General features: G+C 60.6%; 36 protein-coding genes and 1 pseudogene. 35 read left to right on the top strand and 2 right to left on the bottom strand.

Annotated features, from left to right (window positions below; all coding sequences use genetic code 11):
- The 32 genes from D7S89_RS26710 to dsbD all read left to right on the top strand — a co-directional run.
- On the top strand, positions 1-115 hold a 115-nt coding region (locus tag D7S89_RS26710), incomplete at its 5' end, for an EF-Tu C-terminal domain-related protein (RefSeq protein ID WP_481967033.1).
- A gap of 131 nt (positions 116-246) precedes the next feature.
- Positions 247-558 carry a 30S ribosomal protein S10 gene (rpsJ, locus tag D7S89_RS26705; RefSeq protein ID WP_006998489.1) on the top strand — a complete coding sequence of 104 codons (312 nt, stop codon included), beginning with the start codon at positions 247-249 and terminating at the stop codon, positions 556-558.
- Positions 559-770: 212 nt separating this feature from the next.
- Positions 771-1,430 (top strand): 50S ribosomal protein L3, encoded by a 660-nt coding sequence (gene rplC, locus D7S89_RS26700; RefSeq protein WP_121281884.1) that lies wholly within the window; start codon positions 771-773, stop codon positions 1,428-1,430.
- Positions 1,430-2,050, top strand: a complete 621-nt coding sequence (gene rplD / locus D7S89_RS26695) for a 50S ribosomal protein L4 (RefSeq protein WP_121281882.1) — start codon at positions 1,430-1,432, stop codon at positions 2,048-2,050. Before rplC ends, rplD begins: the two co-directional genes overlap by 1 nt.
- Positions 2,047-2,361 carry a 50S ribosomal protein L23 gene (rplW, locus tag D7S89_RS26690; RefSeq protein ID WP_121281881.1) on the top strand — a complete coding sequence of 105 codons (315 nt, stop codon included), beginning with the start codon at positions 2,047-2,049 and terminating at the stop codon, positions 2,359-2,361. Before rplD ends, rplW begins: the two co-directional genes overlap by 4 nt.
- A gap of 2 nt (positions 2,362-2,363) precedes the next feature.
- Complete coding sequence (rplB, locus tag D7S89_RS26685; RefSeq protein WP_121281880.1) at positions 2,364-3,191, top strand: 50S ribosomal protein L2; 828 nt, start codon at positions 2,364-2,366, stop codon at positions 3,189-3,191.
- 10 nt (positions 3,192-3,201) lie between these two features.
- Positions 3,202-3,477: a 30S ribosomal protein S19 gene (gene rpsS / locus D7S89_RS26680; protein WP_035554748.1), complete on the top strand. Its 276-nt coding sequence runs from the start codon at positions 3,202-3,204 to the stop codon at positions 3,475-3,477.
- 12 nt (positions 3,478-3,489) lie between these two features.
- Complete coding sequence (gene rplV, locus D7S89_RS26675) at positions 3,490-3,819, top strand: 50S ribosomal protein L22 (protein WP_004199272.1); 330 nt, start codon at positions 3,490-3,492, stop codon at positions 3,817-3,819.
- An 11-nt stretch (positions 3,820-3,830) separates the two neighbouring features.
- Positions 3,831-4,637: a 30S ribosomal protein S3 gene (gene rpsC, locus D7S89_RS26670; protein ID WP_121281879.1), complete on the top strand. Its 807-nt coding sequence runs from the start codon at positions 3,831-3,833 to the stop codon at positions 4,635-4,637.
- Positions 4,638-4,639: 2 nt separating this feature from the next.
- Positions 4,640-5,056 (top strand): 50S ribosomal protein L16, encoded by a 417-nt coding sequence (gene rplP / locus D7S89_RS26665; RefSeq protein WP_121281878.1) that lies wholly within the window; start codon positions 4,640-4,642, stop codon positions 5,054-5,056.
- Between the two features lie 10 nt (positions 5,057-5,066).
- Positions 5,067-5,261, top strand: coding sequence for a 50S ribosomal protein L29 (gene rpmC, locus D7S89_RS26660; RefSeq protein WP_121281883.1), 195 nt, complete (start codon positions 5,067-5,069; stop codon positions 5,259-5,261).
- Positions 5,258-5,530 carry a 30S ribosomal protein S17 gene (gene rpsQ, locus D7S89_RS26655; RefSeq protein WP_102611090.1) on the top strand — a complete coding sequence of 91 codons (273 nt, stop codon included), beginning with the start codon at positions 5,258-5,260 and terminating at the stop codon, positions 5,528-5,530. Before rpmC ends, rpsQ begins: the two co-directional genes overlap by 4 nt.
- 288 nt (positions 5,531-5,818) lie before the next feature.
- Positions 5,819-6,187, top strand: a complete 369-nt coding sequence (gene rplN / locus D7S89_RS26650) for a 50S ribosomal protein L14 (protein ID WP_102645112.1) — start codon at positions 5,819-5,821, stop codon at positions 6,185-6,187.
- A 9-nt stretch (positions 6,188-6,196) separates the two neighbouring features.
- On the top strand, positions 6,197-6,505 hold the full coding sequence (gene rplX, locus D7S89_RS26645; RefSeq protein ID WP_121281877.1) for a 50S ribosomal protein L24: 309 nt from the start codon (positions 6,197-6,199) through the stop codon (positions 6,503-6,505).
- Between the two features lie 17 nt (positions 6,506-6,522).
- A complete protein-coding gene (gene rplE / locus D7S89_RS26640) occupies positions 6,523-7,062 on the top strand; it encodes a 50S ribosomal protein L5 (protein ID WP_102645114.1) in 540 nt (179 codons plus the stop codon).
- Between the two features lie 7 nt (positions 7,063-7,069).
- Positions 7,070-7,375, top strand: coding sequence for a 30S ribosomal protein S14 (rpsN, locus tag D7S89_RS26635; RefSeq protein WP_121281876.1), 306 nt, complete (start codon positions 7,070-7,072; stop codon positions 7,373-7,375).
- 14 nt (positions 7,376-7,389) lie between these two features.
- Positions 7,390-7,785, top strand: coding sequence for a 30S ribosomal protein S8 (gene rpsH, locus D7S89_RS26630; RefSeq protein WP_121281875.1), 396 nt, complete (start codon positions 7,390-7,392; stop codon positions 7,783-7,785).
- A 20-nt stretch (positions 7,786-7,805) separates the two neighbouring features.
- Positions 7,806-8,336 carry a 50S ribosomal protein L6 gene (gene rplF, locus D7S89_RS26625; protein ID WP_121281874.1) on the top strand — a complete coding sequence of 177 codons (531 nt, stop codon included), beginning with the start codon at positions 7,806-7,808 and terminating at the stop codon, positions 8,334-8,336.
- 12 nt (positions 8,337-8,348) lie between these two features.
- The gene (gene rplR / locus D7S89_RS26620; protein WP_121281873.1) at positions 8,349-8,714 is read left to right on the top strand and encodes a 50S ribosomal protein L18; all 366 of its coding nucleotides are present in this window, start codon (positions 8,349-8,351) and stop codon (positions 8,712-8,714) included.
- Between the two features lie 14 nt (positions 8,715-8,728).
- Positions 8,729-9,247 carry a 30S ribosomal protein S5 gene (gene rpsE, locus D7S89_RS26615; RefSeq protein ID WP_010092941.1) on the top strand — a complete coding sequence of 173 codons (519 nt, stop codon included), beginning with the start codon at positions 8,729-8,731 and terminating at the stop codon, positions 9,245-9,247.
- Positions 9,248-9,263: 16 nt separating this feature from the next.
- Entirely contained in the window at positions 9,264-9,446 is a 183-nt protein-coding gene (gene rpmD, locus D7S89_RS26610) for a 50S ribosomal protein L30 (RefSeq protein ID WP_010106952.1), read from the top strand.
- 29 nt (positions 9,447-9,475) lie between these two features.
- Complete coding sequence (rplO, locus tag D7S89_RS26605) at positions 9,476-9,910, top strand: 50S ribosomal protein L15 (protein WP_121281872.1); 435 nt, start codon at positions 9,476-9,478, stop codon at positions 9,908-9,910.
- 61 nt (positions 9,911-9,971) lie between these two features.
- Positions 9,972-11,318, top strand: coding sequence for a preprotein translocase subunit SecY (gene secY, locus D7S89_RS26600; RefSeq protein ID WP_121281871.1), 1,347 nt, complete (start codon positions 9,972-9,974; stop codon positions 11,316-11,318).
- Positions 11,319-11,326: 8 nt separating this feature from the next.
- Entirely contained in the window at positions 11,327-11,545 is a 219-nt protein-coding gene (infA, locus tag D7S89_RS26595; RefSeq protein WP_004521905.1) for a translation initiation factor IF-1, read from the top strand.
- Between the two features lie 20 nt (positions 11,546-11,565).
- Positions 11,566-11,682, top strand: a complete 117-nt coding sequence (gene rpmJ, locus D7S89_RS26590) for a 50S ribosomal protein L36 (protein WP_004199844.1) — start codon at positions 11,566-11,568, stop codon at positions 11,680-11,682.
- Between the two features lie 41 nt (positions 11,683-11,723).
- A complete protein-coding gene (rpsM, locus tag D7S89_RS26585; RefSeq protein WP_121281870.1) occupies positions 11,724-12,089 on the top strand; it encodes a 30S ribosomal protein S13 in 366 nt (121 codons plus the stop codon).
- A gap of 28 nt (positions 12,090-12,117) precedes the next feature.
- Positions 12,118-12,522 carry a 30S ribosomal protein S11 gene (gene rpsK / locus D7S89_RS26580; RefSeq protein ID WP_121281869.1) on the top strand — a complete coding sequence of 135 codons (405 nt, stop codon included), beginning with the start codon at positions 12,118-12,120 and terminating at the stop codon, positions 12,520-12,522.
- Positions 12,523-12,666: 144 nt separating this feature from the next.
- Positions 12,667-13,290 (top strand): 30S ribosomal protein S4, encoded by a 624-nt coding sequence (rpsD, locus tag D7S89_RS26575; protein ID WP_121281868.1) that lies wholly within the window; start codon positions 12,667-12,669, stop codon positions 13,288-13,290.
- Between the two features lie 124 nt (positions 13,291-13,414).
- Positions 13,415-14,392 (top strand): DNA-directed RNA polymerase subunit alpha, encoded by a 978-nt coding sequence (locus tag D7S89_RS26570; RefSeq protein WP_121281867.1) that lies wholly within the window; start codon positions 13,415-13,417, stop codon positions 14,390-14,392.
- Between the two features lie 152 nt (positions 14,393-14,544).
- Positions 14,545-14,940 (top strand): 50S ribosomal protein L17, encoded by a 396-nt coding sequence (rplQ, locus tag D7S89_RS26565; protein WP_121281866.1) that lies wholly within the window; start codon positions 14,545-14,547, stop codon positions 14,938-14,940.
- Between the two features lie 172 nt (positions 14,941-15,112).
- The gene (gene cutA, locus D7S89_RS26560) at positions 15,113-15,424 is read left to right on the top strand and encodes a divalent-cation tolerance protein CutA (protein ID WP_121281865.1); all 312 of its coding nucleotides are present in this window, start codon (positions 15,113-15,115) and stop codon (positions 15,422-15,424) included.
- Positions 15,417-17,267: a protein-disulfide reductase DsbD gene (gene dsbD, locus D7S89_RS26555; protein ID WP_121281864.1), complete on the top strand. Its 1,851-nt coding sequence runs from the start codon at positions 15,417-15,419 to the stop codon at positions 17,265-17,267. The genes cutA and dsbD overlap by 8 nt, the downstream gene beginning before the upstream one ends.
- A gap of 70 nt (positions 17,268-17,337) precedes the next feature.
- Here dsbD and hemB read toward each other — a convergent pair whose 3' ends face one another.
- A complete protein-coding gene (hemB, locus tag D7S89_RS26550) occupies positions 17,338-18,336 on the bottom strand; it encodes a porphobilinogen synthase (RefSeq protein WP_121281863.1) in 999 nt (332 codons plus the stop codon).
- A 350-nt stretch (positions 18,337-18,686) separates the two neighbouring features.
- Positions 18,687-19,334, bottom strand: coding sequence for a ribosome biogenesis GTP-binding protein YihA/YsxC (gene yihA, locus D7S89_RS26545; protein WP_121281862.1), 648 nt, complete (start codon positions 19,332-19,334; stop codon positions 18,687-18,689).
- Positions 19,335-19,650: 316 nt separating this feature from the next.
- Between yihA and D7S89_RS26540 the strand changes: the two genes are divergently transcribed.
- The 3 genes and pseudogenes from D7S89_RS26540 to D7S89_RS26530 all read left to right on the top strand — a co-directional run.
- Entirely contained in the window at positions 19,651-20,307 is a 657-nt protein-coding gene (locus D7S89_RS26540; protein WP_121281861.1) for a c-type cytochrome, read from the top strand.
- 119 nt (positions 20,308-20,426) lie between these two features.
- Positions 20,427-22,637, top strand: coding sequence for a cytochrome c biogenesis protein ResB (locus D7S89_RS26535; protein WP_121281860.1), 2,211 nt, complete (start codon positions 20,427-20,429; stop codon positions 22,635-22,637).
- A 4-nt stretch (positions 22,638-22,641) separates the two neighbouring features.
- Positions 22,642-23,082: pseudogene (locus D7S89_RS26530) on the top strand (c-type cytochrome biogenesis protein CcsB); the annotation flags it as partial.

The following is a 23,082-nucleotide window of genomic DNA, read 5'->3' as shown; positions in this document are numbered from 1 at the left end:
GTCGATCACGGTCAAGCTGATCGCCCCGATCGCCATGGAAGAAGGTCTGCGCTTCGCCATCCGCGAAGGTGGCCGTACCGTCGGCGCAGGTGTCGTCGCGAAGATCATCGAGTAAAATCGCTGGTTTAGCAGTACGCAACAAGTAGTGCCCGGGGCCGGGCACTTGCCCTTCGGGTTAGTGGCCGGCCTCACGTTCTTTATTCGCTCGGCGGTGCAAGACCGCCTCGCTCTTTCCAAGGAATCGTCATGCAAAACCAGAAAATCCGCATCCGCCTGAAGGCTTTCGACTACCGCCTGATCGACCAGTCGGCAGCTGAAATCGTCGACACGGCAAAGCGGACTGGCGCGATCGTCCGTGGTCCGGTGCCCCTGCCGACCCGCATCCAACGTTTCGACATCCTGCGTTCGCCGCACGTCAACAAGACGTCGCGCGATCAGCTCGAGATCCGCACGCACCAGCGTCTGATGGACATCGTCGATCCGACGGACAAGACGGTTGACGCGCTGATGAAGCTCGATCTGCCGGCTGGCGTCGACGTCGAGATCAAGCTGCAATAAGGTTTGCTCCGCCACCTGGCGCGGCCGGCGGCGGTAAGTCTTTGATTGCTTGCGAAAAACGGAAGGCCTCGCTATAATGCAAGGCTTTTCGCGTATTTGCGTAAAAAGTCGGTGGGGTTTGGCAGCGGGCGAGTAGCTCCGCAGCGGGATCCGTAGGCACCGGCATTTTGTAAATTAGCCCCGGCCAATCGCAGTCGGGAATGGAGAAAACGATGAGCCTTGGACTCGTAGGTCGCAAGGTTGGCATGACCCGTATCTTCACGGCTGAAGGGGATTCGATTCCCGTCACCGTGCTGGACGTGTCCGACAACCGCGTGACGCAGATCAAGACCGTTGAAACGGATGGTTATATCGCCGTTCAAGTGGCATTCGGCGAGCGTCGCGCATCGCGCGTGACAAAGCCGTTGGCAGGTCACCTCGCCAAAGCCGGTGTTCAAGCCGGTGAAATTCTCAAGGAATTCAAGATTGATGCCGCCAAGGCAGCCGAGCTCACGCCCGGCGCCGCAGTCGGTGTTGATATCTTCGAAGTGGGCCAGAAGATCGACGTGCAAGGCGTGTCGATCGGTAAGGGCTACGCCGGTACCATCAAGCGTTACAACTTCAGCTCGGGCCGTGCCTCGCACGGTAACTCGCGTTCGCACAACGTGCCGGGTTCGATCGGTATGGCGCAAGATCCGGGTCGCGTGTTCCCGGGTAAGCGCATGACCGGTCACATGGGTGACGAGACGGTTACGGTGCAAAACCTCGAAATCGCCCGCATCGATGCGGACCGCAAGCTGCTGCTCGTGAAGGGTGCAGTGCCGGGTGCAAAGGGCGGCAAAGTTTTCGTGACGCCGGCTGTGAAGACGCGTGCCGTGAAGGGAGCGAAATAATGGAACTGAAGCTCCTGAATGCAAATGGTCAGGAAGGCGCTGGCGTTAACGCTTCGGATGTCGTGTTCGGTCGCGACTACAACGAAGCGCTGATCCACCAGGTCGTCGTGGCTTATCAAGCCAATGCGCGTAGCGGTAACCGCGCGCAGAAGGACCGCGAGCAAGTCAAGCACACGACGAAGAAGCCGTGGCGTCAAAAGGGCACGGGTCGCGCCCGCGCCGGTATGTCGTCGAGCCCGTTGTGGCGTGGCGGTGGTCGGATTTTCCCGAACTCGCCCGAAGAAAACTTCTCGCACAAGGTCAACAAGAAGATGCATCGCGCAGGCCTCTGCTCGATCTTCTCGCAGTTGGCTCGCGAAGGCCGTCTGTCGGTCGTCGAGGACATCGTTCTCGAAGCGCCGAAGACCAAGCTGCTGGCTGAAAAATTCAAGGCCATGGGCCTCGAGTCCGTGCTGATCATCACCGACACGGTCGACGAGAACCTGTACCTCGCGTCGCGCAACCTGGCCCACGTGGCGGTTGTCGAGCCGCGTTATGCCGACCCGCTGTCGCTGATCTTCTTCAAGAAAGTGTTGATCACGAAGGCTGCGGTCGCTCAGATCGAGGAGTTGCTGTCATGAGCGAGATTCGCAAAAACGATCATCGTTTGATGCAGGTCCTGCTCGCGCCGGTGATCTCCGAAAAGGCGACCCTGGTAGCCGACAAGAACGAGCAAGTCGTGTTCGAAGTCGCTCCCGACGCTACGAAGCAGGAAGTGAAGGCCGCCGTCGAGCTGCTGTTCAAGGTGGAAGTCGACTCCGTCAACGTGCTGAACGTGAAGGGCAAAGCCAAGCGCTTCGGCCGTTTCATGGGTCGCCGTAAGGACGTGAGGAAGGCATACGTCTGCCTGAAGCCCGGCCAGGAAATCAACTTTGAAGCGGAGGCCAAGTAATCATGGCAATCGTGAAAGTTAAGCCGACCTCGCCGGGTCGCCGCGCGATGGTCAAGGTGGTCAACAAGGATCTGCACAAGGGCAAGCCGCACGCGGCGCTGCTCGAAACGCAGAGCAAGGCTGCCGGCCGTAACAACAACGGCCACATCACGACGCGCCATCAAGGTGGCGGTCACAAGCAACACTACCGCGTGATCGATTTCCGTCGCACGAAGGACGGCATTCCGGCCAAGGTCGAGCGTCTCGAGTACGACCCGAACCGTAGCGCGAACATCGCGCTCGTGCTGTACGCAGACGGCGAACGTCGCTACATCATCGCGTCGAAGGGCATGACGGTTGGTCAACAACTGATGTCGGGCCCTGAAGCGCCGATTCGTGCGGGCAACACGCTGCCGATCCGCAACATCCCGGTCGGTACGACGATCCACTGCATCGAGATGCTGCCGGGCAAGGGCGCGCAAATGGCGCGTTCGGCTGGCACCTCGGCGATGCTGCTGGCACGTGAAGGCACGTACGCGCAGGTTCGCCTGCGTTCGGGCGAAATCCGCCGCGTGCATATCGAGTGCCGCGCGACGATCGGCGAAGTGGGCAACGAAGAGCACAGCCTGCGCCAAATCGGTAAGGCTGGCGCGAACCGCTGGCGCGGTATCCGTCCGACGGTGCGTGGCGTGGCGATGAACCCGGTCGACCACCCGCACGGTGGTGGTGAAGGCCGTACTGCTGCAGGTCGCCATCCGGTGAGCCCGTGGGGTCAGCAGACGAAGGGCTATCGCACTCGTCGCAACAAGCGCACGACGACGATGATCGTCCAGCGCCGTCACAAGCGTTAAGGAGTAGGCAATGGCACGTTCTGTTAAAAAAGGTCCGTTCTGCGACGCCCATTTGCTGAAGAAGGTTGAGGCAGCTGCAGCTTCGCGCGACAAGAAGCCGATCAAGACCTGGTCGCGTCGTTCGACGATCCTGCCGGATTTCATCGGCCTGACGATCGCCGTTCACAACGGCCGTCAACACGTTCCGGTGTACGTCTCGGAAAACATGGTCGGCCACAAGCTTGGCGAGTTCGCACTGACCCGTACGTTCAAGGGTCACGCGGCCGACAAGAAGGCCAAGAAATAAGGGGCAATCAAGATGGAAGTGAAAGCAATTCATCGCGGTGCCCGCATCTCGGCGCAGAAAACGCGCCTGGTGGCTGACCAGATCCGCGGTTTGCCGGTCGACAAGGCGCTGAACGTCCTGACGTTCTCGCCGAAGAAGGCTGCTGGCATCGTGAAGAAGGTCGTGCTGTCGGCGATTGCGAATGCGGAGCACAACGAAGGCGCTGACATCGACGAGCTCAAGATCAAGAGCATCTACGTCGACAAGGCCGCTTCGCTCAAGCGTTTCACCGCGCGCGCCAAGGGCCGCGGTAACCGCATCGAGAAGCAATCCTGTCACATCACTGTGACGGTCGGGAATTAAGGGGTCATACGATGGGACAGAAAATTCATCCGACTGGCTTCCGTTTGGCCGTCAGCCGCAATTGGGCGTCGCGTTGGTACGCGAGCAACAACAATTTCGCGGCGATGTTGCAGGAAGACATCGGTGTTCGTGAGTACCTGAAGAAGAAGCTCAAGAACGCTTCGGTTGGTCGCGTCATCATCGAGCGTCCGGCGAAGAACGCGCGCATCACGATTTTCAGCTCGCGTCCTGGCGTCGTCATCGGTAAGAAGGGCGAAGACATCGAACAGTTGAAGTCGGAGCTGCAACGTCGCATGGGCGTTCCGGTTCACGTCAACATCGAAGAAATCCGCAAGCCGGAAACCGATGCGCAACTGATCGCTGATTCGATCACGCAACAGCTCGAGCGCCGGATCATGTTCCGTCGCGCGATGAAGCGTGCGATGCAAAACGCGATGCGTCTTGGTGCCCAAGGCATCAAGATCATGAGCGCCGGCCGTCTGAACGGCATCGAAATCGCTCGTACCGAGTGGTATCGCGAAGGCCGCGTGCCGCTGCACACGCTGCGTGCGGACATCGATTACGCAACGTCGGAAGCGAAGACGACGTACGGCATCATCGGCGTAAAGGTGTGGGTCTATAAGGGCGACACCCTGGGCCGCAACGATGCACCGGTCGTCGAAGAGACTGTCGAAGAAAAGCGTCCGCGCCGCAACGCACGTCCGGGCGATCGTCGTCCGCGCCGTGACGGTGAAGGTGGCGCACCCGCAGGTGCCCGCCGTGGCGCACCGCGTCGTGGTGCTGCCGGCAAGCCGGAAGACGGTAAGACTGGAGAATAACGATGCTGCAACCGAAACGCAGGAAGTATCGCAAAGAGCAGAAAGGTCGTAACACCGGTATCGCAACGCGCGGCAACGCCGTTTCGTTCGGTGAGTTCGGCCTGAAGGCTATCGGTCGCGGCCGTCTGACCGCGCGTCAAATCGAAGCGGCGCGTCGTGCAATGACGCGTCACATCAAGCGTGGCGGCCGCATCTGGATTCGCATTTTCCCGGACAAGCCGATCTCGCAAAAGCCGGCTGAAGTACGGATGGGTAACGGTAAGGGTAACCCTGAGTACTACGTCGCCGAGATCCAGCCGGGCAAGATGCTGTACGAAATGGACGGCGTAACCGAAGAGCTGGCACGCGAAGCGTTCCGTCTGGCCGCAGCGAAGCTGCCGCTGAAGACGACGTTCATCGTTCGTCAGCTTGGCGCCTAAGGAGTAAATGATGAAGGCTTCCGAACTTCACCAGAAAGACGCGGCCGCGCTCAACAAGGAGCTGACGGACCTGTTGAAAGCGCAATTCGGCCTGCGCATGCAACTCGCGACTCAGCAGCTCACGAACACGAGCCAGCTGAAGAAGGTTCGTCGCGACATCGCACGTGTGCGGACCGTCCTGACTGAGAAGGCGAACCAGAAATGAACGATAGCGTGAAAACCTCGCTCAAGCGGACGCTGGTCGGCAAGGTCGTCAGCAACAAGATGGACAAGACGGTTACCGTGCTGGTCGAGCACCGCGTGAAGCACCCGATCTACGGTAAGTACGTCGTGCGCTCGAAGAAGTACCACGCGCATGATGACGCGAACACGTACAACGAAGGTGATCTCGTCGAGATTCAGGAAACCCGTCCGATCTCGAAGACGAAAGCCTGGACCGTGTCCCGCCTCGTCGAAGCCGCTCGCGTGATCTAAGCGGTACCGCAGTAGCAGTAGAAGCTGTTGAAATCTCGATAGATTTCACTTGCAAGACCGAGATTATTTGTTATAATCTCGGTCTTCCCTCTTTATGGGAGCTCCGTCGCGAGCAAACTGGATGGGAAGCGGAAGGGCGCCAGCCATTCCGAAGGATTCACCAGAATGCGATGGCGGTTTCGTTGCCGTCGCTGCTGTTCTAACCCAAGCAGCCGATTGGCTGACGGGACCAAGACTGACCGACTGAACCATGGTGGTGCAGGCGGATTAAGTTGGGAAAGATAAACCATGATCCAGACCGAATCTCGGCTTGAAGTGGCCGATAACACGGGTGCACGTGAAGTCATGTGCATCAAGGTGCTCGGCGGCTCGAAGCGTCGTTATGCCAACATCGGCGACATCATCAAGGTGAGTGTCAAAGAGGCAACGCCGCGCGGGCGCGTGAAGAAAGGCGAAATCTATAACGCCGTGGTGGTTCGCACCGCCAAGGGCGTGCGCCGTCAAGACGGCTCGCTGATCAAGTTCGATGGCAACGCCGCCGTGCTTTTGAATACCAAGCTCGAGCCTATCGGCACCCGTATTTTCGGGCCGGTCACGCGTGAGCTGCGTAGCGAACGATTCATGAAGATCGTTTCGCTTGCGCCGGAAGTGCTGTAAGGAGCCGCGATGAACAAGATTCGCAAGGGTGACGAAGTTATCGTCACTACCGGTAAGGATAAGGGCAAGCGCGGCGTGGTGCTGGCTGTCGGCGAAGATCGCGTGACGGTGGAAGGCATCAATCTCGTCAAGAAGCACGTGAAGCCGAACCCGATGAAGGGTACGACGGGCGGTGTGGAAGCCAAGACGATGCCGTTGCACATTTCGAATGTCGCGCTCGTCGATGCGAACGGTAAGGCGTCGCGCGTGGGCATCAAGGTCGAAGGCGGCGAGAAAGTGCGCTTCCTGAAGACGACCGGTGCCGTGCTGAGCGCCTGACGCTGCGGAGTATAAAAATGGCTCGTTTGCAAGAGTTCTACAAAGAGAAGGTTGTACCCGGTCTCATCGAGAAGTTCGGTTACAAGTCCGTGATGGAAGTCCCGCGCATCACCAAGATCACCCTGAACATGGGGCTTGGCGAAGCGGTGGCCGACAAGAAGATCATCGAAAACGCCGTTGGCGACCTGACGAAGATCGCTGGTCAAAAGCCCGTCGTGACGAAGGCACGTAAGGCAATCGCCGGCTTCAAGATCCGTCAAGGCTATCCGATTGGTGCGATGGTCACGCTGCGCGGTCAGGCGATGTACGAATTCCTCGATCGTTTCGTGACGGTGGCGCTGCCCCGCGTGCGCGACTTCCGTGGTGTGTCCGGTCGTGCATTCGACGGTCGCGGCAACTACAACATCGGTGTGAAAGAGCAGATCATTTTCCCCGAAATCGACTACGACAAGATCGACGCGCTGCGTGGGCTGAACATCAGCATCACGACGACCGCGAAGACCGACGAAGAAGCCAAGGCACTGCTCGCCAGCTTCAAGTTCCCGTTCAGAAACTGAGGTTACCGTGGCTAAACTGGCACTGATCGAACGTGAAAAGAAGCGCGCCCGCCTTGCGGCGAAGTTCGCACCGAAGCGCGAAGCGCTGAAGGCGATCATCGACGACCAAAGCAAGTCGGAAGAAGAGCGCTACGCAGCACGCCTCGAACTGCAACAACTGCCCCGCAACTCGAACCCTACGCGCAAGCGCAATCGCTGCGCGATCACGGGTCGTCCGCGTGGCACGTTCCGCAAATTCGGCTTGGCGCGTAACAAGATTCGTGAAATCGCATTCCGCGGCGAGATCCCTGGCCTGACCAAGGCGAGCTGGTAATAGGAGAAACATAAATGAGCATGAGTGATCCTATCGCCGATATGCTGACTCGCATCCGCAATGCGCAGATGGTCGAGAAGGTTTCGGTGGCGATGCCCTCGTCGAAGGTGAAGATTGCGATTGCCCAAGTCCTGAAGGACGAAGGCTATATCGACGGCTTCGCTGTGAAGTCGGAAGGCGCGAAGTCGGAACTCAACATCGCGTTGAAGTACTACGCTGGCCGTCCGGTCATCGAGCGCCTCGAGCGCGTCTCGAAGCCTGGTCTGCGCGTGTACCGTGGTCGTAACGACATCCCGCAGGTCATGAACGGCCTCGGCGTGGCGATCGTTTCGACGCCCAAGGGTGTGATGACCGATCGCAAGGCCCGCGCGAATGGCGTTGGCGGCGAAGTCATCTGCTACGTCGCTTAACGCCGAAAGGAGAGAGGAACATGTCTCGAGTAGGTAAGAGCCCGGTTGCCCTCAACGGCGCCGAAGTGAAGCTCAGCGACGACTTCATCACCGTGAAGGGCGCGCTCGGCACGATCTCGCAGCGCCTGAACGCGCTCGTGAAGGTCGTCGTCGATGGCGGCTTCCTGAAGTTCGAGCCGGTCGGCGAAAGCCGCGAGGCTAACGCAATGTCGGGCACGATGCGCGCGATCGTCGCGAACATGGTGCATGGCGCGACGAAGGGTTTTGAACGCAAGCTGACGCTCGTTGGCGTGGGCTATCGTGCACAAGCGCAAGGCGACAAGCTGAACCTGTCGCTGGGTTTCTCGCACCCCGTGGTGCACCAGATGCCGGAAGGCGTGAAGGCAGAAACCCCGTCGCAAACGGAAATCGTGATCAAGGGGATCGACAAGCAGAAAGTCGGCCAAGTCGCAGCCGAAGTGCGCGGCTATCGTCCGCCTGAGCCCTACAAGGGCAAGGGTGTGCGCTACGCCGACGAGGTTGTGATCCTCAAAGAAACGAAGAAGAAGTAAGGGTGCGCAATCATGGATAAGACTCAATCTCGCCTGCGCCGCGCTCGTCAGACGCGTATCAAGATCGCCGAATTGCAGGTCGCGCGCCTTGCTGTGCATCGCACGAACACGCACATCTATGCGCAAGTGTTCTCGCCCTGCGGTACCAAGGTGCTCGCCAGCGCGTCGACGCTCGAAGCGGAAGTGCGCGCTCAACTGGCCGACGCGTCGGGCAAGGGCGGCAACATCGCCGCTGCAACCCTGATCGGCAAGCGTATCGCCGAGAAGGCCAAGGCCGCCGGCGTCGAATCCGTCGCCTTTGACCGCTCGGGTTTCCGCTACCATGGCCGCGTGAAAGCGCTGGCTGACGCGGCGCGCGAAGCCGGGCTCAAGTTCTAAGGAAGGAATTCGTCATGGCAAAGATGCAAGCGAAAGTTCAGGCTGACGAACGCGACGACGGCCTTCGTGAAAAGATGATCTCGGTCAACCGAGTGACCAAGGTTGTGAAGGGTGGCCGTATTCTCGGCTTCGCCGCACTGACCGTGGTTGGCGACGGTGACGGCCGCATCGGCATGGGCAAGGGCAAGGCTAAGGAAGTGCCCGTTGCTGTTCAGAAGGCGATGGAGCAAGCTCGTCGCAACATGTTCAAGGTGCCGTTGAAGAACGGCACGCTGCAGCACGAAGTGCACGGCAAGCATGGCGCATCGGCAGTTCTGCTCGCTCCGGCGAAGGACGGTACCGGCGTGATCGCCGGTGGCCCGATGCGCGCTGTGTTCGACGTGATGGGTGTGCAGAACGTCGTGGCGAAGAGCCACGGTTCGACGAACCCCTATAACCTCGTTCGCGCCACGCTCGACGGCCTGCGTAAGCAGTCCACGCCGGCAGATATCGCTGCGAAGCGCGGCAAGTCGGTCGAAGAAATTTTGGGCTAATGCCTAGGTGGTCACCATGTCTGAAAAAACAGTCAAAGTTCAGCTCGTCAAGAGCCTGATTGGGACCCGCGAAACGCACCGTGCCACGGTGCGTGGCCTGGGCCTGCGCCGACTCAACTCGGTCAGCGAGCTGCAAGACACGCCCGCCGTGCGCGGCATGATCAACAAGGTTTCGTACCTTGTTAAGGTCATCGGCTAAACGCTGATCTGGGACTCGAGGAGTTGAATATGGAATTGAATAACCTGAAGCCGGCGGAAGGCGCGAAGCACGCTAAGCGTCGCGTCGGCCGCGGTATCGGCTCCGGCCTCGGCAAGACCGCGGGCCGTGGTCACAAGGGTCAAAAATCGCGTTCGGGCGGCTTCCACAAAGTCGGCTTCGAAGGCGGTCAGATGCCCCTGCAACGTCGTCTGCCGAAGCGTGGCTTCACGTCGCTCACGAAGGAATTCGTCGGCGAAGTGCGTCTCTCGGATCTGCAAGCGCTGCCGGTCGACGAAATCGATCTGCTCGCGCTGAAGCAAGCGGGCCTCGTCGGTGAACTGACGAAGAGCGCGAAGATCATTGCAACGGGCGAAATCACGCGCAAGATCGTCGTGAAGGGCCTGGGCGCAACGAAAGGCGCGCGTGCAGCGATCGAAGCAGCCGGCGGCTCGTTTGCCGAGTAATTGGCTTTTGGTTGCGTGAGAAGCAGATTGCTGACAATGGCATTTGCATCGGAGAAGGTACTTGGCTAACAGCCCGAGTCTCGCAAAAACCGGTCGAAGCACATCGAAGTTCGGCGACCTGCGTCGGCGTGCAGTGTTCCTGCTGCTGGCGCTGGTCGTCTATCGCATCGGTGCGCACATCCCGGTGCCGGGTATCGACCCGGACCAGTTGGCGAAGCTGTTCCAGAGCCAGTCGGGCGGCATCCTTGGCATGTTCAACATGTTCTCGGGTGGCGCGCTTTCGCGATTCACGATTTTCGCGTTGGGGATCATGCCGTATATCTCCTCCTCGATCATCATGCAGTTGCTGGCGATCGTCTCGCCGCAGCTGGAAGCGCTGAAGAAGGAAGGGCAGGCCGGGCAGCGGAAGATCACGCAGTACACACGCGTGTTCACGGTCTTGTTGGCGACGTTTCAGGCGTTCGGCATTGCCGTTGCGCTTGAGAATCAGCCGGGCCTCGTGATCGATCCGGGCATGGTGTTCCGCCTGACGACGGTCGTGACGCTCGTGACGGGTACGATGTTCCTGATGTGGCTCGGCGAGCAGATCACGGAACGCGGTCTCGGCAATGGCATCTCGATCATCATTTTCGGCGGGATCGCAGCAGGTTTCCCGAATGCGATCGGCGGCTTGGTGTCGTTGGTGCAAACTGGCTCGATGGGGCCGTTCTCCGCGATCGTCGTGGTCGCGCTGATCGCTGCGGTGACCTACCTGGTGGTGTTCATCGAGCGCGGTCAACGCAAGATTCTCGTGAACTACGCGAAGCGCCAGGTCGGCAACAAGATTTACGGCGGGCAGTCGTCGCATCTGCCGCTCAAGCTGAATATGTCGGGCGTGATTCCGCCGATCTTCGCATCGTCGATCATCCTGTTCCCGGCAACGATCCTGAACTGGTTCAGCTCGGGTTCGCATGACAGCTGGATGGCCAACACGCTGCACAACGTGGCGGATGCACTGAAGCCTGGTCAGCCGGTGTACGTGGTGCTGTACGCGTTGGCGATCGTGTTCTTCTGCTTCTTCTACACCGCACTGGTGTTCAACAGCAGGGAAACGGCCGACAACCTGAAGAAGAGCGGTGCTTTTGTTCCCGGCATTCGCCCGGGTGACCAGACGGCACGTTACATCGACCGCATCCTCACGCGTCTGACGCTGGCCGGTGCGATCTATATCGTGTTCGTTTGCTTGTTGCCCGAGTTCTTGGTGCTGCGCTGGAACGTGCCGTTTTATTTCGGCGGAACGTCGCTGCTGATCATTGTCGTCGTCACGATGGATTTCATGGCGCAGGTGCAGTCGTACGTGATGTCGCAACAGTATGAGTCGTTGCTCAAGAAGGCGAACTTCAAGGGCAGCAACATCCCGATGCGTTGAAAGGACTTATGGCCAAAGACGATGTAATCCAGATGCAGGGTGAGGTCATCGAAAACCTGCCTAATGCTACCTTCCGCGTGAAGCTGGAAAACGGTCATGTCGTGTTGGGGCATATTTCTGGGAAGATGCGCATGCACTACATCCGCATCCTGCCTGGCGACAAGGTGACGGTTGAATTGACGCCTTACGATCTGTCGCGTGCGCGGATCGTGTTCCGGGCGAAGTGATTTGAAAAAAGGGTAATATCATGAAAGTGATGGCATCGGTTAAGCGCATTTGCCGCAATTGCAAGATCATCAAGCGCAAAGGCGTTGTGCGCGTGATTTGCAGCTCTGATCCGCGCCACAAACAGCGTCAAGGCTAACCGCCGCGCTTTTGCTTGCGCTTTTTGTTTGAGGAAAAACAATGGCTCGTATTGCAGGGGTGAACATCCCGAACCACCAGCATGCCGTGATCGGCCTGACGGCGATCTTTGGTATCGGTCGTACGCGCTCGCGCCAGATCTGCGGCGCGGCAGGTGTCGACACCACGAAGAAGGTCAAGGATCTGACCGACTTGGATCTCGAAAAGCTGCGTGAAGAAGTTGGCAAGTTTGTCGTCGAAGGCGATCTGCGCCGTGAAGTGACGATGAACATCAAGCGTCTGATGGACCTCGGTTGCTACCGTGGCGTCCGTCACCGTAAGGGCTTGCCCCTGCGTGGCCAGCGTACTCGCACGAACGCGCGTACGCGTAAGGGTCCGCGCCGTGCCGCGGCTTCGCTGAAGAAGTAAGCGCGTCTGACAGTTACAGGAAATCGTAATGGCTAAGGCTTCGAACAACACCGCGGCGCAACGCGTTCGCAAGAAGGTCAAGAAGAACGTCGCCGAGGGCGTGGTTCACGTTCACGCGTCGTTCAACAACACCATCATCACGATCACCGATCGCCAAGGCAATGCACTGGCATGGGCGACGTCGGGCGGCCAGGGCTTCAAGGGCTCGCGCAAGTCGACGCCTTTCGCAGCGCAGGTTGCCGCTGAGTCGGCTGGCCGTGTGGCGATGGAATACGGCGTGAAGAACCTCGAAGTGCGAATCAAGGGCCCCGGCCCGGGTCGCGAATCGGCGGTGCGCGCGTTGCATGGTCTTGGTATCAAGATCACCACGATCTCCGACGTGACGCCCGTTCCGCACAACGGCTGCCGTCCGCCGAAGCGTCGTCGTATCTAAGACGAGCGCTTAGATATTGCCTGTTGGCGCATGACGCGCCAACAGGCTATTTGTGCATTGATTGACTAAGCCCACCGTTCGGCCCTCAGGGTACGGACTAGCGCGGACGAAAGTCTGCGTGATTAAACATAGAAGGAATGCAAAGTGGCACGCTATACCGGCCCTAAGGCCAAGCTGTCCCGCCGTGAAGGCACCGATCTCTTCCTGAAGAGCGCACGTCGCTCGTTGGCCGACAAGTGCAAGCTCGACAGCAAGCCCGGCCAGCATGGTCGCACCTCGGGCGCACGTACGTCCGACTACGGCACGCAGCTGCGCGAAAAGCAAAAAGTGAAGCGCATCTACGGCGTGCTCGAGCGCCAGTTCCGCCGCTACTTCGCTGAAGCGGATCGTCGCAAGGGCAATACGGGTGAAAACCTGCTGCAATTGCTCGAATCGCGTCTGGACAACGTCGTGTACCGCATGGGCTTCGGCTCGACCCGCGCTGAAGCGCGCCAGCTCGTGAGCCACAAGGCAATCACGCTGAACGGTCAAGTTGCGAACGTTCCGTCGATGCAAGTGAAGGCAGGCGACGTGGTCGCTGTGCGCGAACAATCCAAGAAGCAAGCGCGGATTCTCGAATCGCTGTCGCTGGCTGAGCAAGGCGGCATGCCGAGCTGGGTTGCCGTGGACGCGAAAAAGTTCGAAGGCACGTTCAAGCAAATGCCGGAGCGCAGCGACATCGCTGGCGACATTAACGAAAGCCTGATCGTCGAATTGTATTCGCGCTAATCGAATTTACGGCCGGGGTACCTCGATTGCGTTACGCAAGGGGGCACCTCGGCTGTTTATTTTCAGGTTGTTACCGGTCAGCCTTATCGGTGTAACGAGCCGAGGGTATTGAAAAGGAAAACCTATGCAAACCAGTTTGTTGAAGCCCAAGATCATCGCAGTGGAATCGCTGGGCGAGAGCCACGCGAAAGTGGTCATGGAACCGTTCGAACGCGGTTACGGCCACACTTTGGGCAACGCGCTTCGGCGCGTGCTGCTGTCGTCGATGGTCGGCTATGCCCCGACCGAAGTGACGATCGCAGGCGTCGTGCACGAGTACTCGACGCTCGATGGTGTGCAAGAGGACGTCGTCAATCTGCTGTTGAACCTGAAGGGCGTGGTGTTCAAGCTGCACAACCGTGATGAAGTCACGGTGACGCTGCGCAAGGAAGGCGAAGGTGTTGTCACGGCACGTGACATCGAGCTGCCGCACGATTGTGAAGTCATCAACCCTGATCACGTGGTCGCGCATCTGTCGAAGGGCGGCAAGCTCGACGTGCAGATCAAGGTCGAAAAGGGCCGTGGCTATGTGCCGGGCAACGTGCGTCGCTACGGCGAAGAGACGGCCAAGATCATCGGCCGTATCGTGCTCGACGCGTCGTTCTCGCCGGTTCGCCGCGTGAGCTACGCCGTTGAAAGTGCGCGTGTTGAACAGCGTACCGACCTCGACAAGCTCGTGATGAACATCGAGACCAACGGCGTGATCTCGCCCGAGGAAGCGATTCGTCAATCGGCACGCATCCTCGTCGACCAGCTCGCAGTGTTCGCTGCGCTGGAAGGCACGGAAGCCGCTGCTGAAGCACCGTCGCGCGCGCCGCAGATCGATCCGATCCTGCTGCGTCCGGTGGACGATCTCGAACTGACGGTTCGCTCCGCGAACTGCTTGAAGGCCGAGAACATCTACTACATCGGCGATCTGATCCAGCGCACGGAAAACGAGCTGCTGAAGACGCCGAACCTCGGTCGCAAGTCGCTCAACGAGATCAAGGAAGTGCTTGCTTCGCGTGGCCTCACGCTTGGCATGAAGCTCGAGAACTGGCCGCCGGCTGGTCTCGACAAGTAATCGGGGCGTCGCCCCATCTGGCAAGGGCGCGGATTTTCCTTTAAAATCCGCGTCTTGTCTTTTTTCATACCGGCCCGTGACCTCGATCGTTCGATAGCCGAACCGGGGGCGATAGAAGAGCTGGATCAAAACTTTGAATCAAGGAAACTGAAATGCGTCACCGTCATGGCCTGCGGAAACTGAACCGCACGAGCAGCCACCGTCTGGCAATGCTCCGCAACATGTCCAACTCGCTGATCGAGCACGAAGTCATCAAGACGACGCTGCCGAAGGCGAAGGAACTGCGTAAAGTCGTCGAGCCGCTGATCACGCTCGGCAAGAAGCCGTCGCTCGCGAACCGTCGTCTGGCGTTCAACCGTCTGCGCGATCGTGACTCGGTGACCAAGCTGTTCGAAGTGCTCGGTCCGCGTTTCGCGAACCGTCCGGGCGGCTACCTGCGCATCCTGAAGTTCGGCTTCCGCGTTGGCGACAACGCACCGATGGCACTGGTCGAGTTGCTCGATCGTCCGGAGCCGGTGGAAGCGGAAAACGTTCAAGACGCTGAATAAGCGTTAGAACGCCGATACAAGAAGGGTCAAGCGTGAGCTTGGCCCTTTTTGTTTTGTGCCGTACGCACCAGCAATAGCGGGCGGCGCGGTGAATTCCCGCCTGGTGTTACGATACGCAGTGCCAGACTGCAACATTGCCGGAGAAGCCGTGTCATCCCAACTTGTCGTTTTGATGCTGACGACGGTGCCCGATTCGACGTCGGCGCACAAGCTCGTGGACGGAGCGCTGCAAGCGCAGCTCGCCGCCTGCGTGTCGCAATTGGGGACCGTGCATTCCCGATATCGCTGGAAAGGCCAGATCGAGTCGGCCGAGGAAATCCAGCTCCTGTTCAAGACCAGTGCTGCGCGATCGCTGGAGCTCGAGCGCTTCATCGTCGAGAACCACCCGTACGAGACGCCCGAGATACTGTCGTGGCAAGCGAGTGCCTCCACCTCGTACGGCCAGTGGATCGCCGCGGAAACACATCCTCCAACCCATGTCTAATTCGCTTCGTGCGCGCGCACTCGACTTCGTGCGCCTTATCCTCATCGTCGTCGCAGCAAGCTGCGTGTCGCTTGGCCTGTCGAGTGCCGCACGGGCTGACGATTTTCTCGATCCGGCCGTGGCGTTTCGTTTCAGCGCTAGTCAGCATCCCGGCGAAGTCGACGTGCATTTCAAGATCGCGGACGGCTATTACCTTTATCGCGAGCGTTTTGCATTCGCGGTGAAAAGCGGCACGGCCACGCTCGGCGCGCCGCAACTGCCTCCCGGTCACGTGAAATTCGATCAGACGTTTCAGAAGAACGTCGAGACGTACCGCAACGACGTGACCGTCGCGATCCCCGTCAAGAATGCGGCCGGGCCGTTCGAACTCGCGGTGACCTCTCAGGGCTGCGCCGACGCAGGCATCTGCTATCCGCCAGCCGAGCATGTCTATCGCGTCGACGGCGAGGCGCTGCAAGCAGCGGGCACAGCGCCGAGCGCCGCCGCCGCGGCACCCAGTCGCGTTTCCTGGTACGAGCGGGCGACAAGTGCCGATTACGCGCAGTCGCTGCTCGAAGGGGGCAGCTTCGCTGCAACCGTCGGCCTTTATTTCGTCGCGGGGCTCGTGCTGAGTTTGCTGCCCTGCTCGTACCCCATGATTCCGATCGTTTCGGCCATCATCATCGGCGAGGGCAAGCGGGTCACGCACGCGCGTGGCTTCGCGTTGTCGCTCGCGTACGTCGTCGGTATGGCACTCGTTTATACGGTGCTCGGCGTGGCAGCCGCGCTCGTGGGGCAGAGCCTCGGTGCCTGGCTGCAGAATCCGTGGGTGCTCGGCGTATTTGCGCTGCTGCTGACTGCGTTTGCGTTCACGCTGATCGCCGGTGTCGACCTCGCATTGCCGCAGAGCTGGCAGGAGCGGGCGTCGCTGGCGTCGAGCCGTCGGCAAGGGGGCAAGTTCGTTGCCGTAGCGGTCATGGGTGCGCTGTCGGCGCTCGTCGTCGGGGCGTGCATGACCGCGCCGCTTTTCGCCGTGCTGGCCTTCATCGCCCACACCGGCAACGCCGTGCTGGGTGGCGTGGCACTTTTTTCGATGGGTATGGGGCTCGGCGTACCGTTGTTGATCGTCGGGTTCGGCGCCGGGACGTTCCTGCCGAAGGCCGGTGCCTGGATGGATGGCATCAAGGTGTTCTTCGGCGTCGTGTTGCTTGCGGCTGCTTTGTGGATCGTCTGGCCGGTGCTCTCGTCCGGGGCGCAAATGCTGCTCGGCGCGTTATGGTTGCTGCTTGCCGCGGCCACGCTGGGCCTGTTCTCGGCGCACGCCGCTGGCACCTCGATATGGCGCCAGCTTGGTCGTGGCGTTGGCGCGGCGCTCGCGATCTGGGCGGCGGCGCTGATTGTCGGGCTGGCGGCCGGCTCTGCCGATCCGTTCAAGCCGCTCGCGGTGTTGGCGGCACGCACGGGAGCCGGCGAGGTTGCATCGCCGGCGAAGGAAGACAAGACCGCATTTGCGCCCGTGAACTCGTCCACGACACTTGATCAAGTGTTAAAGACGGGTTCGCGGCCGGCCATGCTCGACTTTTATGCCGATTGGTGCGTGTCGTGCAAGGAAATGGAGCGCTTCACATTCGCCGATCCGCGGGTGCAAGCCCGCCTGGCGCAGTTGCAGCTGCTGCGCGCAGACGTGACCGCCAATAACTCGGACGATCAGGCATTACTCAAGCGCTTCAAGCTGTTCGGCCCGCCGGGCATTATCTTCTTCGATCGCGGCGGCAATGAGGTGCTAAGGGTGGTGGGCTATGAGTCTGCCGACACGTTTTTGCGCAGCCTCGATCGCATCGCCACGCCTACCAGTGGCGCGTGAGGCGCCCCGGCTGTTCTGACGCTGGACGGCGCGTGGCGCGCCGTCCGTGCTTCCAGCTATTCGCCGCCGGTTATCGCTGTGTCCGCAGCAGTCGTGCCGCATCCAGCGCGAAGTAGGTCAGTACGCCGTCGGCGCCTGCGCGCTTGAAGGCGAGCAGCGATTCCATCATGACCTTGTCGTGGTCGAGCCAGCCGTTTTGCGCGGCGGCCTTGAGCATGGCGTACTCACCGCTGACTTGGTATGCGTAGGTTGGGAAGCGGAATTCGTCCTTCACGCGCCGCACGATGTCGAGATACGGCATGCCCGGCTTGACCATCACCATGTCGGCGCCTTCCTCTATGTCGAGACGCACTTCGCGAAGCGCCTCGTCGGAATTGGCCGGGTCCATCTGATAGGTCATCTTGTTGCTCTTGCCGAGGTTCGCCGCCGAACCCACTGCATCGCGGAACGGGCCGTAGAACGCCGACGCATACTTTGCCGCGTACGCCATGATGCGCGTGTGGATGTGCCCTTCGCTCTCGAGCATTTCGCGCACCGCGCCGATGCGGCCGTCCATCATGTCGGACGGCGCGACGATGTCGACGCCCGCTTCTGTTTGTGTGCGTGCCTGTTCGATCAGGATTTCGACCGTCTCGTCGTTCATGACGTAGCCCGATTCGTCGAGCACGCCATCTTGCCCGTGGCTCGTGTACGGATCGAGTGCCACGTCGGCGAGCAGACCGAGCTCGGGGAAGCGCGATTTCAGCTCACGAATCGCGCGCGGCATGAGGCCTTGCGGGTTCGCCGCTTCACGGCCGTCGGGAGTCTTGAGTGCCGGCTCGATGGCCGGAAACAGTGCTAGGACCGGTACGCCGAGCTCAACGCACTGCTCGGCTACACCCATCAACAAATCGACCGACACGCGTTCCACACCGGGCATCGACGCAACCGGCTGACGCATGTTCGTGCCTTCGACGATGAACACGGGGTAGATCAGATCGTTCGTCGTCAATACGTTCTCGCGCATCAGGCGGCGAGAGAAGTCGTCCCGGCGCATGCGGCGCGGACGATGATGCGGATAGAAACTCATCTTGTCGTAAACGGCGTGGGATTAATTAACGAAATCCCGGCTCTACCGGGCGTGAAAACTAGTACCCGAGTAAGTGCTAAAGCGCCAACGCTGGTCGACGGCGGCCCAATAGGAGGGCGGTATGCTCTAAAGCGCTTACTCGCGTCTCAATGGTATATGATAGCCATCGAGCGAAGCGCCTAGCGCTGAGCTCCCCGCTTCTCCTCCCTGAGCGGGTGCCTGTCGTTTTTTCGATTAGGCTGTTTAACCCGCCGACATTCGGCGGGTTTTTTTATGGCGACCGAGCACTGCTTGAATGGGAGCGAGACGCCCGATCGTCTGCGTGCGCAAACACGTTGCGCACGCAATCATCATGCCGCCTCACCCTTGTCGTTTCGGCCTGCGAGCCATTGCTCGATGACCTCATGGGCCTCTTCGAACCCCGTCCGCTTGAGCGCCGAAAAGAGCTGCGTCGTCAATTCACCCTGATAGCCCGCGTCCCGATATTCGGCCAATTGCTTTTGTGTCGTGCGCAACGCGTTGATGCTTTCCTGTCGCGTCAATTTGTCGCATTTTGTCAGGAGCATATGGATCGGTTTGCCGGTCGGCGCGAACCATTCGATCATGCGTCGATCGAGCTCGGTCAGCGGCCGGCGCGAGTCCATCATGAGAATCATGCCGCGCAGTTGCGGGCGCGTCGCCAGATAGGCCGAGAGCAGCGCCTCCCAGTGCGCCTTCGCGGCACCGGGCACTTCGGCGTAGCCGTAGCCGGGCAGGTCGACGAGGTGGCCGGCCGGCTCGTCGGCGGGCCCGACGCTGAAGTAGTTGATATGTTGGGTACGCCCGGGCGTCTTACTGGCGAACGCGAGCCGCTTCTGGTTGCAAAGCACGTTGATCGCCGTGGATTTGCCCGCATTCGAGCGGCCGGCAAAGGCTACTTCAGGCTGAACGGTGGCGGGCAGGTCGCGCAGGTGATTGACCGTGATGTAGAAGCGGGCTTGGTGCAGCAGGAAGGCCATGTCGAGAATCAGGAAGGGGCGAGCGAAGTGCCCGACGGATGGGGGAGAGCGCCGGGGGCTTGCCCGACTGGCGTCTTGGAGATCAGCAGGTTATTGTACAATACGGCGGTTTTCTGAAGACCAGTCGAGGGCGTCCTTTGAGCCTTCGCGCAAATGGTCCCACGGCTTTAGCGGCAAGTCGGTCGCCGTCGTTTTTTGCAGAACCTCTCGGGCAATCGCCGGGCCGCTCCGCGATTTTCCGCAGCCCTTCGGGGCGCTCTCGCTGGATGAGGGCCGGGGACACTCCAATTCTCACAAGACGAAACCGGGTGTGCGAATGAATCGACTGTGCAAGTCTTTGAAGGTACTTGAAGTCGTAGTAGCAACGGGTTTGTTGAGTTTGGCGGCACAGACAAGAGCGGCGGATGCACCGAAGCCGGACATCAACCGGGGGCAGGCGATCGCGACGCAGGTGTGCGCTGCCTGCCACGGTGCTGACGGCAATAGTGCGAGTGCCGCGTTTCCGAAGCTTGCGGGGCAGCAACCGGAATATCTGCTCAAGCAATTGAAGGATTTCAAGGCGCAGGCAGGGACCAAGCCGCTCCGCAACAATGCGGTCATGGCGGGCATGGCCGGAGCGCTGTCGGATCAGGACATGCTCAACGTCGCGACCTACTTTGCGGCTCAGGCGCCGAAATCCGGTTTCGCGCATAATGCCGGCACCGTGGCAATGGGTCAGAAGATCTATCGCGGCGGCATTGCCGACAAGGGCGTGCCCGCGTGCGCGAGCTGTCACGGCCCGACGGGGCAGGGGATTCCATCCCAGTATCCGCGGCTGTCGGGGCAGTGGCAGGACTACACCGTGGCGCAGCTGACGGCCTTCTCGCAAGGTCCGGGGGCGCGCAACAACAACGATGCGATGCATCAGATCGCAGCGAGACTGTCTGATAGCGAAATCAAGGCGGTCGCCGATTACGTCGCCGGTCTGCACTGAGCGGCCGACGTCGAACGGAAAGCGCCGGCCTTTGTCGTGGCCGGCAAGAACAAGAAAAAAGGGTGTGGGCGCCGCGCCATCAGCGGCGGCCCTCACCCTTTTTTGCTGTCGGAGTTTGAATGAGCGTCACCACCTCGGGTTATGAGTTGAAGTCGGGCAAGCGGTTCATGCGAAGCGCTGTCGAGCTGTTGAGCTCGATGCGCTTTGCGATCGCGCTGCTGGTGGTGCTGGCGATCGCGAGCATCGTCGGCACGGTACTCACACAAGACGACCCGTACCCCAACTACGTCAATCAGTTCGGTCCGTTCTGGGCCGATATCTTCCGTGCGCTGAGCCTGTACACCGTGTACAGCGCGTGGTGGTTCATGCTGATCCTCGGCTTTCTGATCGTGTCGATCTCGCTGTGCGTGCTGCGCAACGCGCCGAAGATGATCGCCGACATGAAGAGCTGGAAGGACAAGGTGCGCGAAGGCAGCCTGCGCGCGTTTCACCACAAGGCCGAGTACGCGATCAGTGACTCGCGCGCGAACGTGGCGGCGCGGCTCGGTGCACTCTCGGGCAAGCTCGGCTATCGCTACGTCGTGCGCGAGACCGGCGGCGCCACGCTGATCGCAGCCAAGCGCGGCGCCCTGACCAAGATCGGCTACATCTTTGCGCACTTGGCGATCGTCGTGATCTGCATCGGCGGCCTCATGGACAGCAATCTGCCGATCAAATTCCAGATGTGGTTGTTCGGCAAATCGCCGATCAATACCAGCGCCGTCATCAACGACATTGCGCCCGAGCATCGTCTGTCGCAGTCGAATCCGACGTTCCGCGGCTATGCGTGGGTGCCCGAAGGCCAGCACGTGTCGACGGCAATCCTGAATCAGCCGAACGGCTCGCTGATTCAGGATCTGCCGTTCTCGATCGAACTGAACAAGTTCATCGTCGATTACTACTCGACCGGGATGCCGAAGCTGTTCGCGAGCGATATCGTCGTCATCGATCACAAGACGGGGGCGCGCATTCCGGCACGGGTCGAAGTCAACAAGCCGTTCGAGTACGACGGCGTGGCGATCTATCAGTCGAGCTTCCAGGACGGCGGCTCGCAAATGTCGATGACGGCCTGGCCGATGGTCGGCGACAGTGCCAAGACCGCACCGTTCGGCGGCGCGATCGGCAGTTCGGCACCGCTTGGCGCCTCGATGCCCGGCGTGACCGGGCAGACCGTCGAGTTCGCCGATTTCCGCGCCATCAACGTCGAGAACATCACCAACGGCAGCGGCGAGAACGACGCGCGCGGCGTGGCGGCGCATCGCTCGCTCAAGGAAGCCTTCGACGAACGGCTCGGCTCGGGCGCCAAGACGTCCAATCCGCAGAACCTGCGCAACGTCGGCCCGTCCGTGCAGTACAAGGTGCGCGGTACCGATGGCCAAGCGCGCGAATTCAACAACTACATGTTGCCGGTCGACGTGAACGGCGAGCGGCTGTTCCTCGCCGGCATGCGCACGACGCCGAACGATCCGTTCCGCTATCTGCGCATTCCGGCCGATAGCCAAGGCACCGTCAAGGAGTGGATGCTGCTGCGCGCCGCACTCGAGAACCCGACGCTGCGTGCTCAGGCCGCGCATCGGTTTGCCCAGCGCTCGGTGGCCGACACGAACGCGATGCTGCGCGAACACCTCGAGGAAAGTGCGGCGCGCGTGCTGACCCTTTTCGCTGGCGCCGCCGACAGCGACGGGCAGCCGCAAGCGGGCCAGCCGGTCGGCGGCTTCCAGGCGATTGCGACCTTTATCGACCGATCGGTGCCCAAGGGCGAGCAGGAGAAGGCGGCGTCGCTGCTGCTGCGCATGCTCGAAGGCGCGAGCTGGGACCTGTGGCAATTGGCGCGCGAGCAGGCCGGCGAACCCGATGCCAAGGCCGACGCACAATCGAGCCGCTTCGTGCAGACCTCGATCAATGCGATGTCCGACAGTTTCCTGTACGGTTCGCCTGTCTACCTGCAGCTCGATTCGTTCAAGCAGGTGCAGGCGTCGGTGTTTCAGCTGACGCGCGCACCCGGCAAGAAAGTGGTATACGTTGGCAGCTTGTTGCTCGTGCTCGGCATTCTGTCGATGTTTTACGTCCGCGAGCGACGCCTTTGGTTCTGGGTCAAGGATGCCGCCACCGGTGCAACGGTCGTGATGGCGATGTCGACGGCGCGCAAGACGCTCGATTTCGACAAGGAATTCGCGCAGACGCGCGATGCCGTCGGCGCCGTGCTCGGCACGCCCCCCCAAGAGGCCACAGCGTCTGGCGAGCACACCGTCGCCGCGCAAGCCACCGGCTCCCCCGATCACATTCGGTAAGAACATGGATCTGACAAACGTTTCCCGTCCGTCCGCGAACCTGGATCGCGCCGCGGCCCTTTTCGACGAACGCCCGTTTTTGCGGCGCCTTGGCGCCTTCGACTGGCTGTTCGCGCTCGCGCTCGTTGCCGGTGCAGGCTTTGCGCTCGCCCGCTACCACGCGTACATGAACTACTACGACAAGGCCGTCCTGCTCGGGACCGTGCCGGCGCTTGTTGCGCTGGGCTGGCGCTGGAAGCCTTCGCGGCTGCTGATGGCGGGCATTGCCGTGTTCGCCTTGCTCTCGATCGACATCTACCACGGCGAATTGCCGCGGGCCGATACCGCATTCCTGCTCAAGTACTTCCTGTCGAGCCAATCGGCGATCCTCTGGATGAGCGCGCTGTTCGTGCTCGCCACGTTGTTCTACTGGATCGGCATGCTGTCGCGTTCGCCGTCGGGCGGC

It is taken from the genome of Trinickia fusca (genome assembly GCF_003628145.1).
GTDB classification, from domain to species: Bacteria; Pseudomonadota; Gammaproteobacteria; order Burkholderiales; family Burkholderiaceae; genus Trinickia; species Trinickia fusca.
This window is presented reverse-complemented; position numbering and strand designations above follow the sequence as displayed.

Bases quoted from the DNA above. Each gene is read 5' to 3' on its own strand.
- rpsJ (WP_006998489.1), top strand. From the start codon at position 247: ATGCAAAACCAGAAAATCCGCATCCGCCTGAAGGCTTTCGACTACCGC.
- rplC (WP_121281884.1), top strand. From the start codon at position 771: ATGAGCCTTGGACTCGTAGGTCGCAAGGTTGGCATGACCCGTATCTTC.
- rplD (WP_121281882.1), top strand. From the start codon at position 1,430: ATGGAACTGAAGCTCCTGAATGCAAATGGTCAGGAAGGCGCTGGCGTT.
- rplW (WP_121281881.1), top strand. From the start codon at position 2,047: ATGAGCGAGATTCGCAAAAACGATCATCGTTTGATGCAGGTCCTGCTC.
- rplB (WP_121281880.1), top strand. From the start codon at position 2,364: ATGGCAATCGTGAAAGTTAAGCCGACCTCGCCGGGTCGCCGCGCGATG.
- rpsS (WP_035554748.1), top strand. From the start codon at position 3,202: ATGGCACGTTCTGTTAAAAAAGGTCCGTTCTGCGACGCCCATTTGCTG.
- rplV (WP_004199272.1), top strand. From the start codon at position 3,490: ATGGAAGTGAAAGCAATTCATCGCGGTGCCCGCATCTCGGCGCAGAAA.
- rpsC (WP_121281879.1), top strand. From the start codon at position 3,831: ATGGGACAGAAAATTCATCCGACTGGCTTCCGTTTGGCCGTCAGCCGC.
- rplP (WP_121281878.1), top strand. From the start codon at position 4,640: ATGCTGCAACCGAAACGCAGGAAGTATCGCAAAGAGCAGAAAGGTCGT.
- rpmC (WP_121281883.1), top strand. From the start codon at position 5,067: ATGAAGGCTTCCGAACTTCACCAGAAAGACGCGGCCGCGCTCAACAAG.
- rpsQ (WP_102611090.1), top strand. From the start codon at position 5,258: ATGAACGATAGCGTGAAAACCTCGCTCAAGCGGACGCTGGTCGGCAAG.
- rplN (WP_102645112.1), top strand. From the start codon at position 5,819: ATGATCCAGACCGAATCTCGGCTTGAAGTGGCCGATAACACGGGTGCA.
- rplX (WP_121281877.1), top strand. From the start codon at position 6,197: ATGAACAAGATTCGCAAGGGTGACGAAGTTATCGTCACTACCGGTAAG.
- rplE (WP_102645114.1), top strand. From the start codon at position 6,523: ATGGCTCGTTTGCAAGAGTTCTACAAAGAGAAGGTTGTACCCGGTCTC.
- rpsH (WP_121281875.1), top strand. From the start codon at position 7,390: ATGAGCATGAGTGATCCTATCGCCGATATGCTGACTCGCATCCGCAAT.
- rplF (WP_121281874.1), top strand. From the start codon at position 7,806: ATGTCTCGAGTAGGTAAGAGCCCGGTTGCCCTCAACGGCGCCGAAGTG.
- rplR (WP_121281873.1), top strand. From the start codon at position 8,349: ATGGATAAGACTCAATCTCGCCTGCGCCGCGCTCGTCAGACGCGTATC.
- rpsE (WP_010092941.1), top strand. From the start codon at position 8,729: ATGGCAAAGATGCAAGCGAAAGTTCAGGCTGACGAACGCGACGACGGC.
- rpmD (WP_010106952.1), top strand. From the start codon at position 9,264: ATGTCTGAAAAAACAGTCAAAGTTCAGCTCGTCAAGAGCCTGATTGGG.
- rplO (WP_121281872.1), top strand. From the start codon at position 9,476: ATGGAATTGAATAACCTGAAGCCGGCGGAAGGCGCGAAGCACGCTAAG.
- infA (WP_004521905.1), top strand. From the start codon at position 11,327: ATGGCCAAAGACGATGTAATCCAGATGCAGGGTGAGGTCATCGAAAAC.
- rpmJ (WP_004199844.1), top strand. From the start codon at position 11,566: ATGAAAGTGATGGCATCGGTTAAGCGCATTTGCCGCAATTGCAAGATC.
- rpsM (WP_121281870.1), top strand. From the start codon at position 11,724: ATGGCTCGTATTGCAGGGGTGAACATCCCGAACCACCAGCATGCCGTG.
- rpsK (WP_121281869.1), top strand. From the start codon at position 12,118: ATGGCTAAGGCTTCGAACAACACCGCGGCGCAACGCGTTCGCAAGAAG.
- D7S89_RS26570 (WP_121281867.1), top strand. From the start codon at position 13,415: ATGCAAACCAGTTTGTTGAAGCCCAAGATCATCGCAGTGGAATCGCTG.
- rplQ (WP_121281866.1), top strand. From the start codon at position 14,545: ATGCGTCACCGTCATGGCCTGCGGAAACTGAACCGCACGAGCAGCCAC.
- cutA (WP_121281865.1), top strand. From the start codon at position 15,113: ATGCTGACGACGGTGCCCGATTCGACGTCGGCGCACAAGCTCGTGGAC.
- dsbD (WP_121281864.1), top strand. From the start codon at position 15,417: ATGTCTAATTCGCTTCGTGCGCGCGCACTCGACTTCGTGCGCCTTATC.
- hemB (WP_121281863.1), bottom strand. From the start codon at position 18,336: ATGAGTTTCTATCCGCATCATCGTCCGCGCCGCATGCGCCGGGACGAC.
- yihA (WP_121281862.1), bottom strand. From the start codon at position 19,334: ATGGCCTTCCTGCTGCACCAAGCCCGCTTCTACATCACGGTCAATCAC.
- D7S89_RS26540 (WP_121281861.1), top strand. From the start codon at position 19,651: ATGAATCGACTGTGCAAGTCTTTGAAGGTACTTGAAGTCGTAGTAGCA.
- D7S89_RS26535 (WP_121281860.1), top strand. From the start codon at position 20,427: ATGAGCGTCACCACCTCGGGTTATGAGTTGAAGTCGGGCAAGCGGTTC.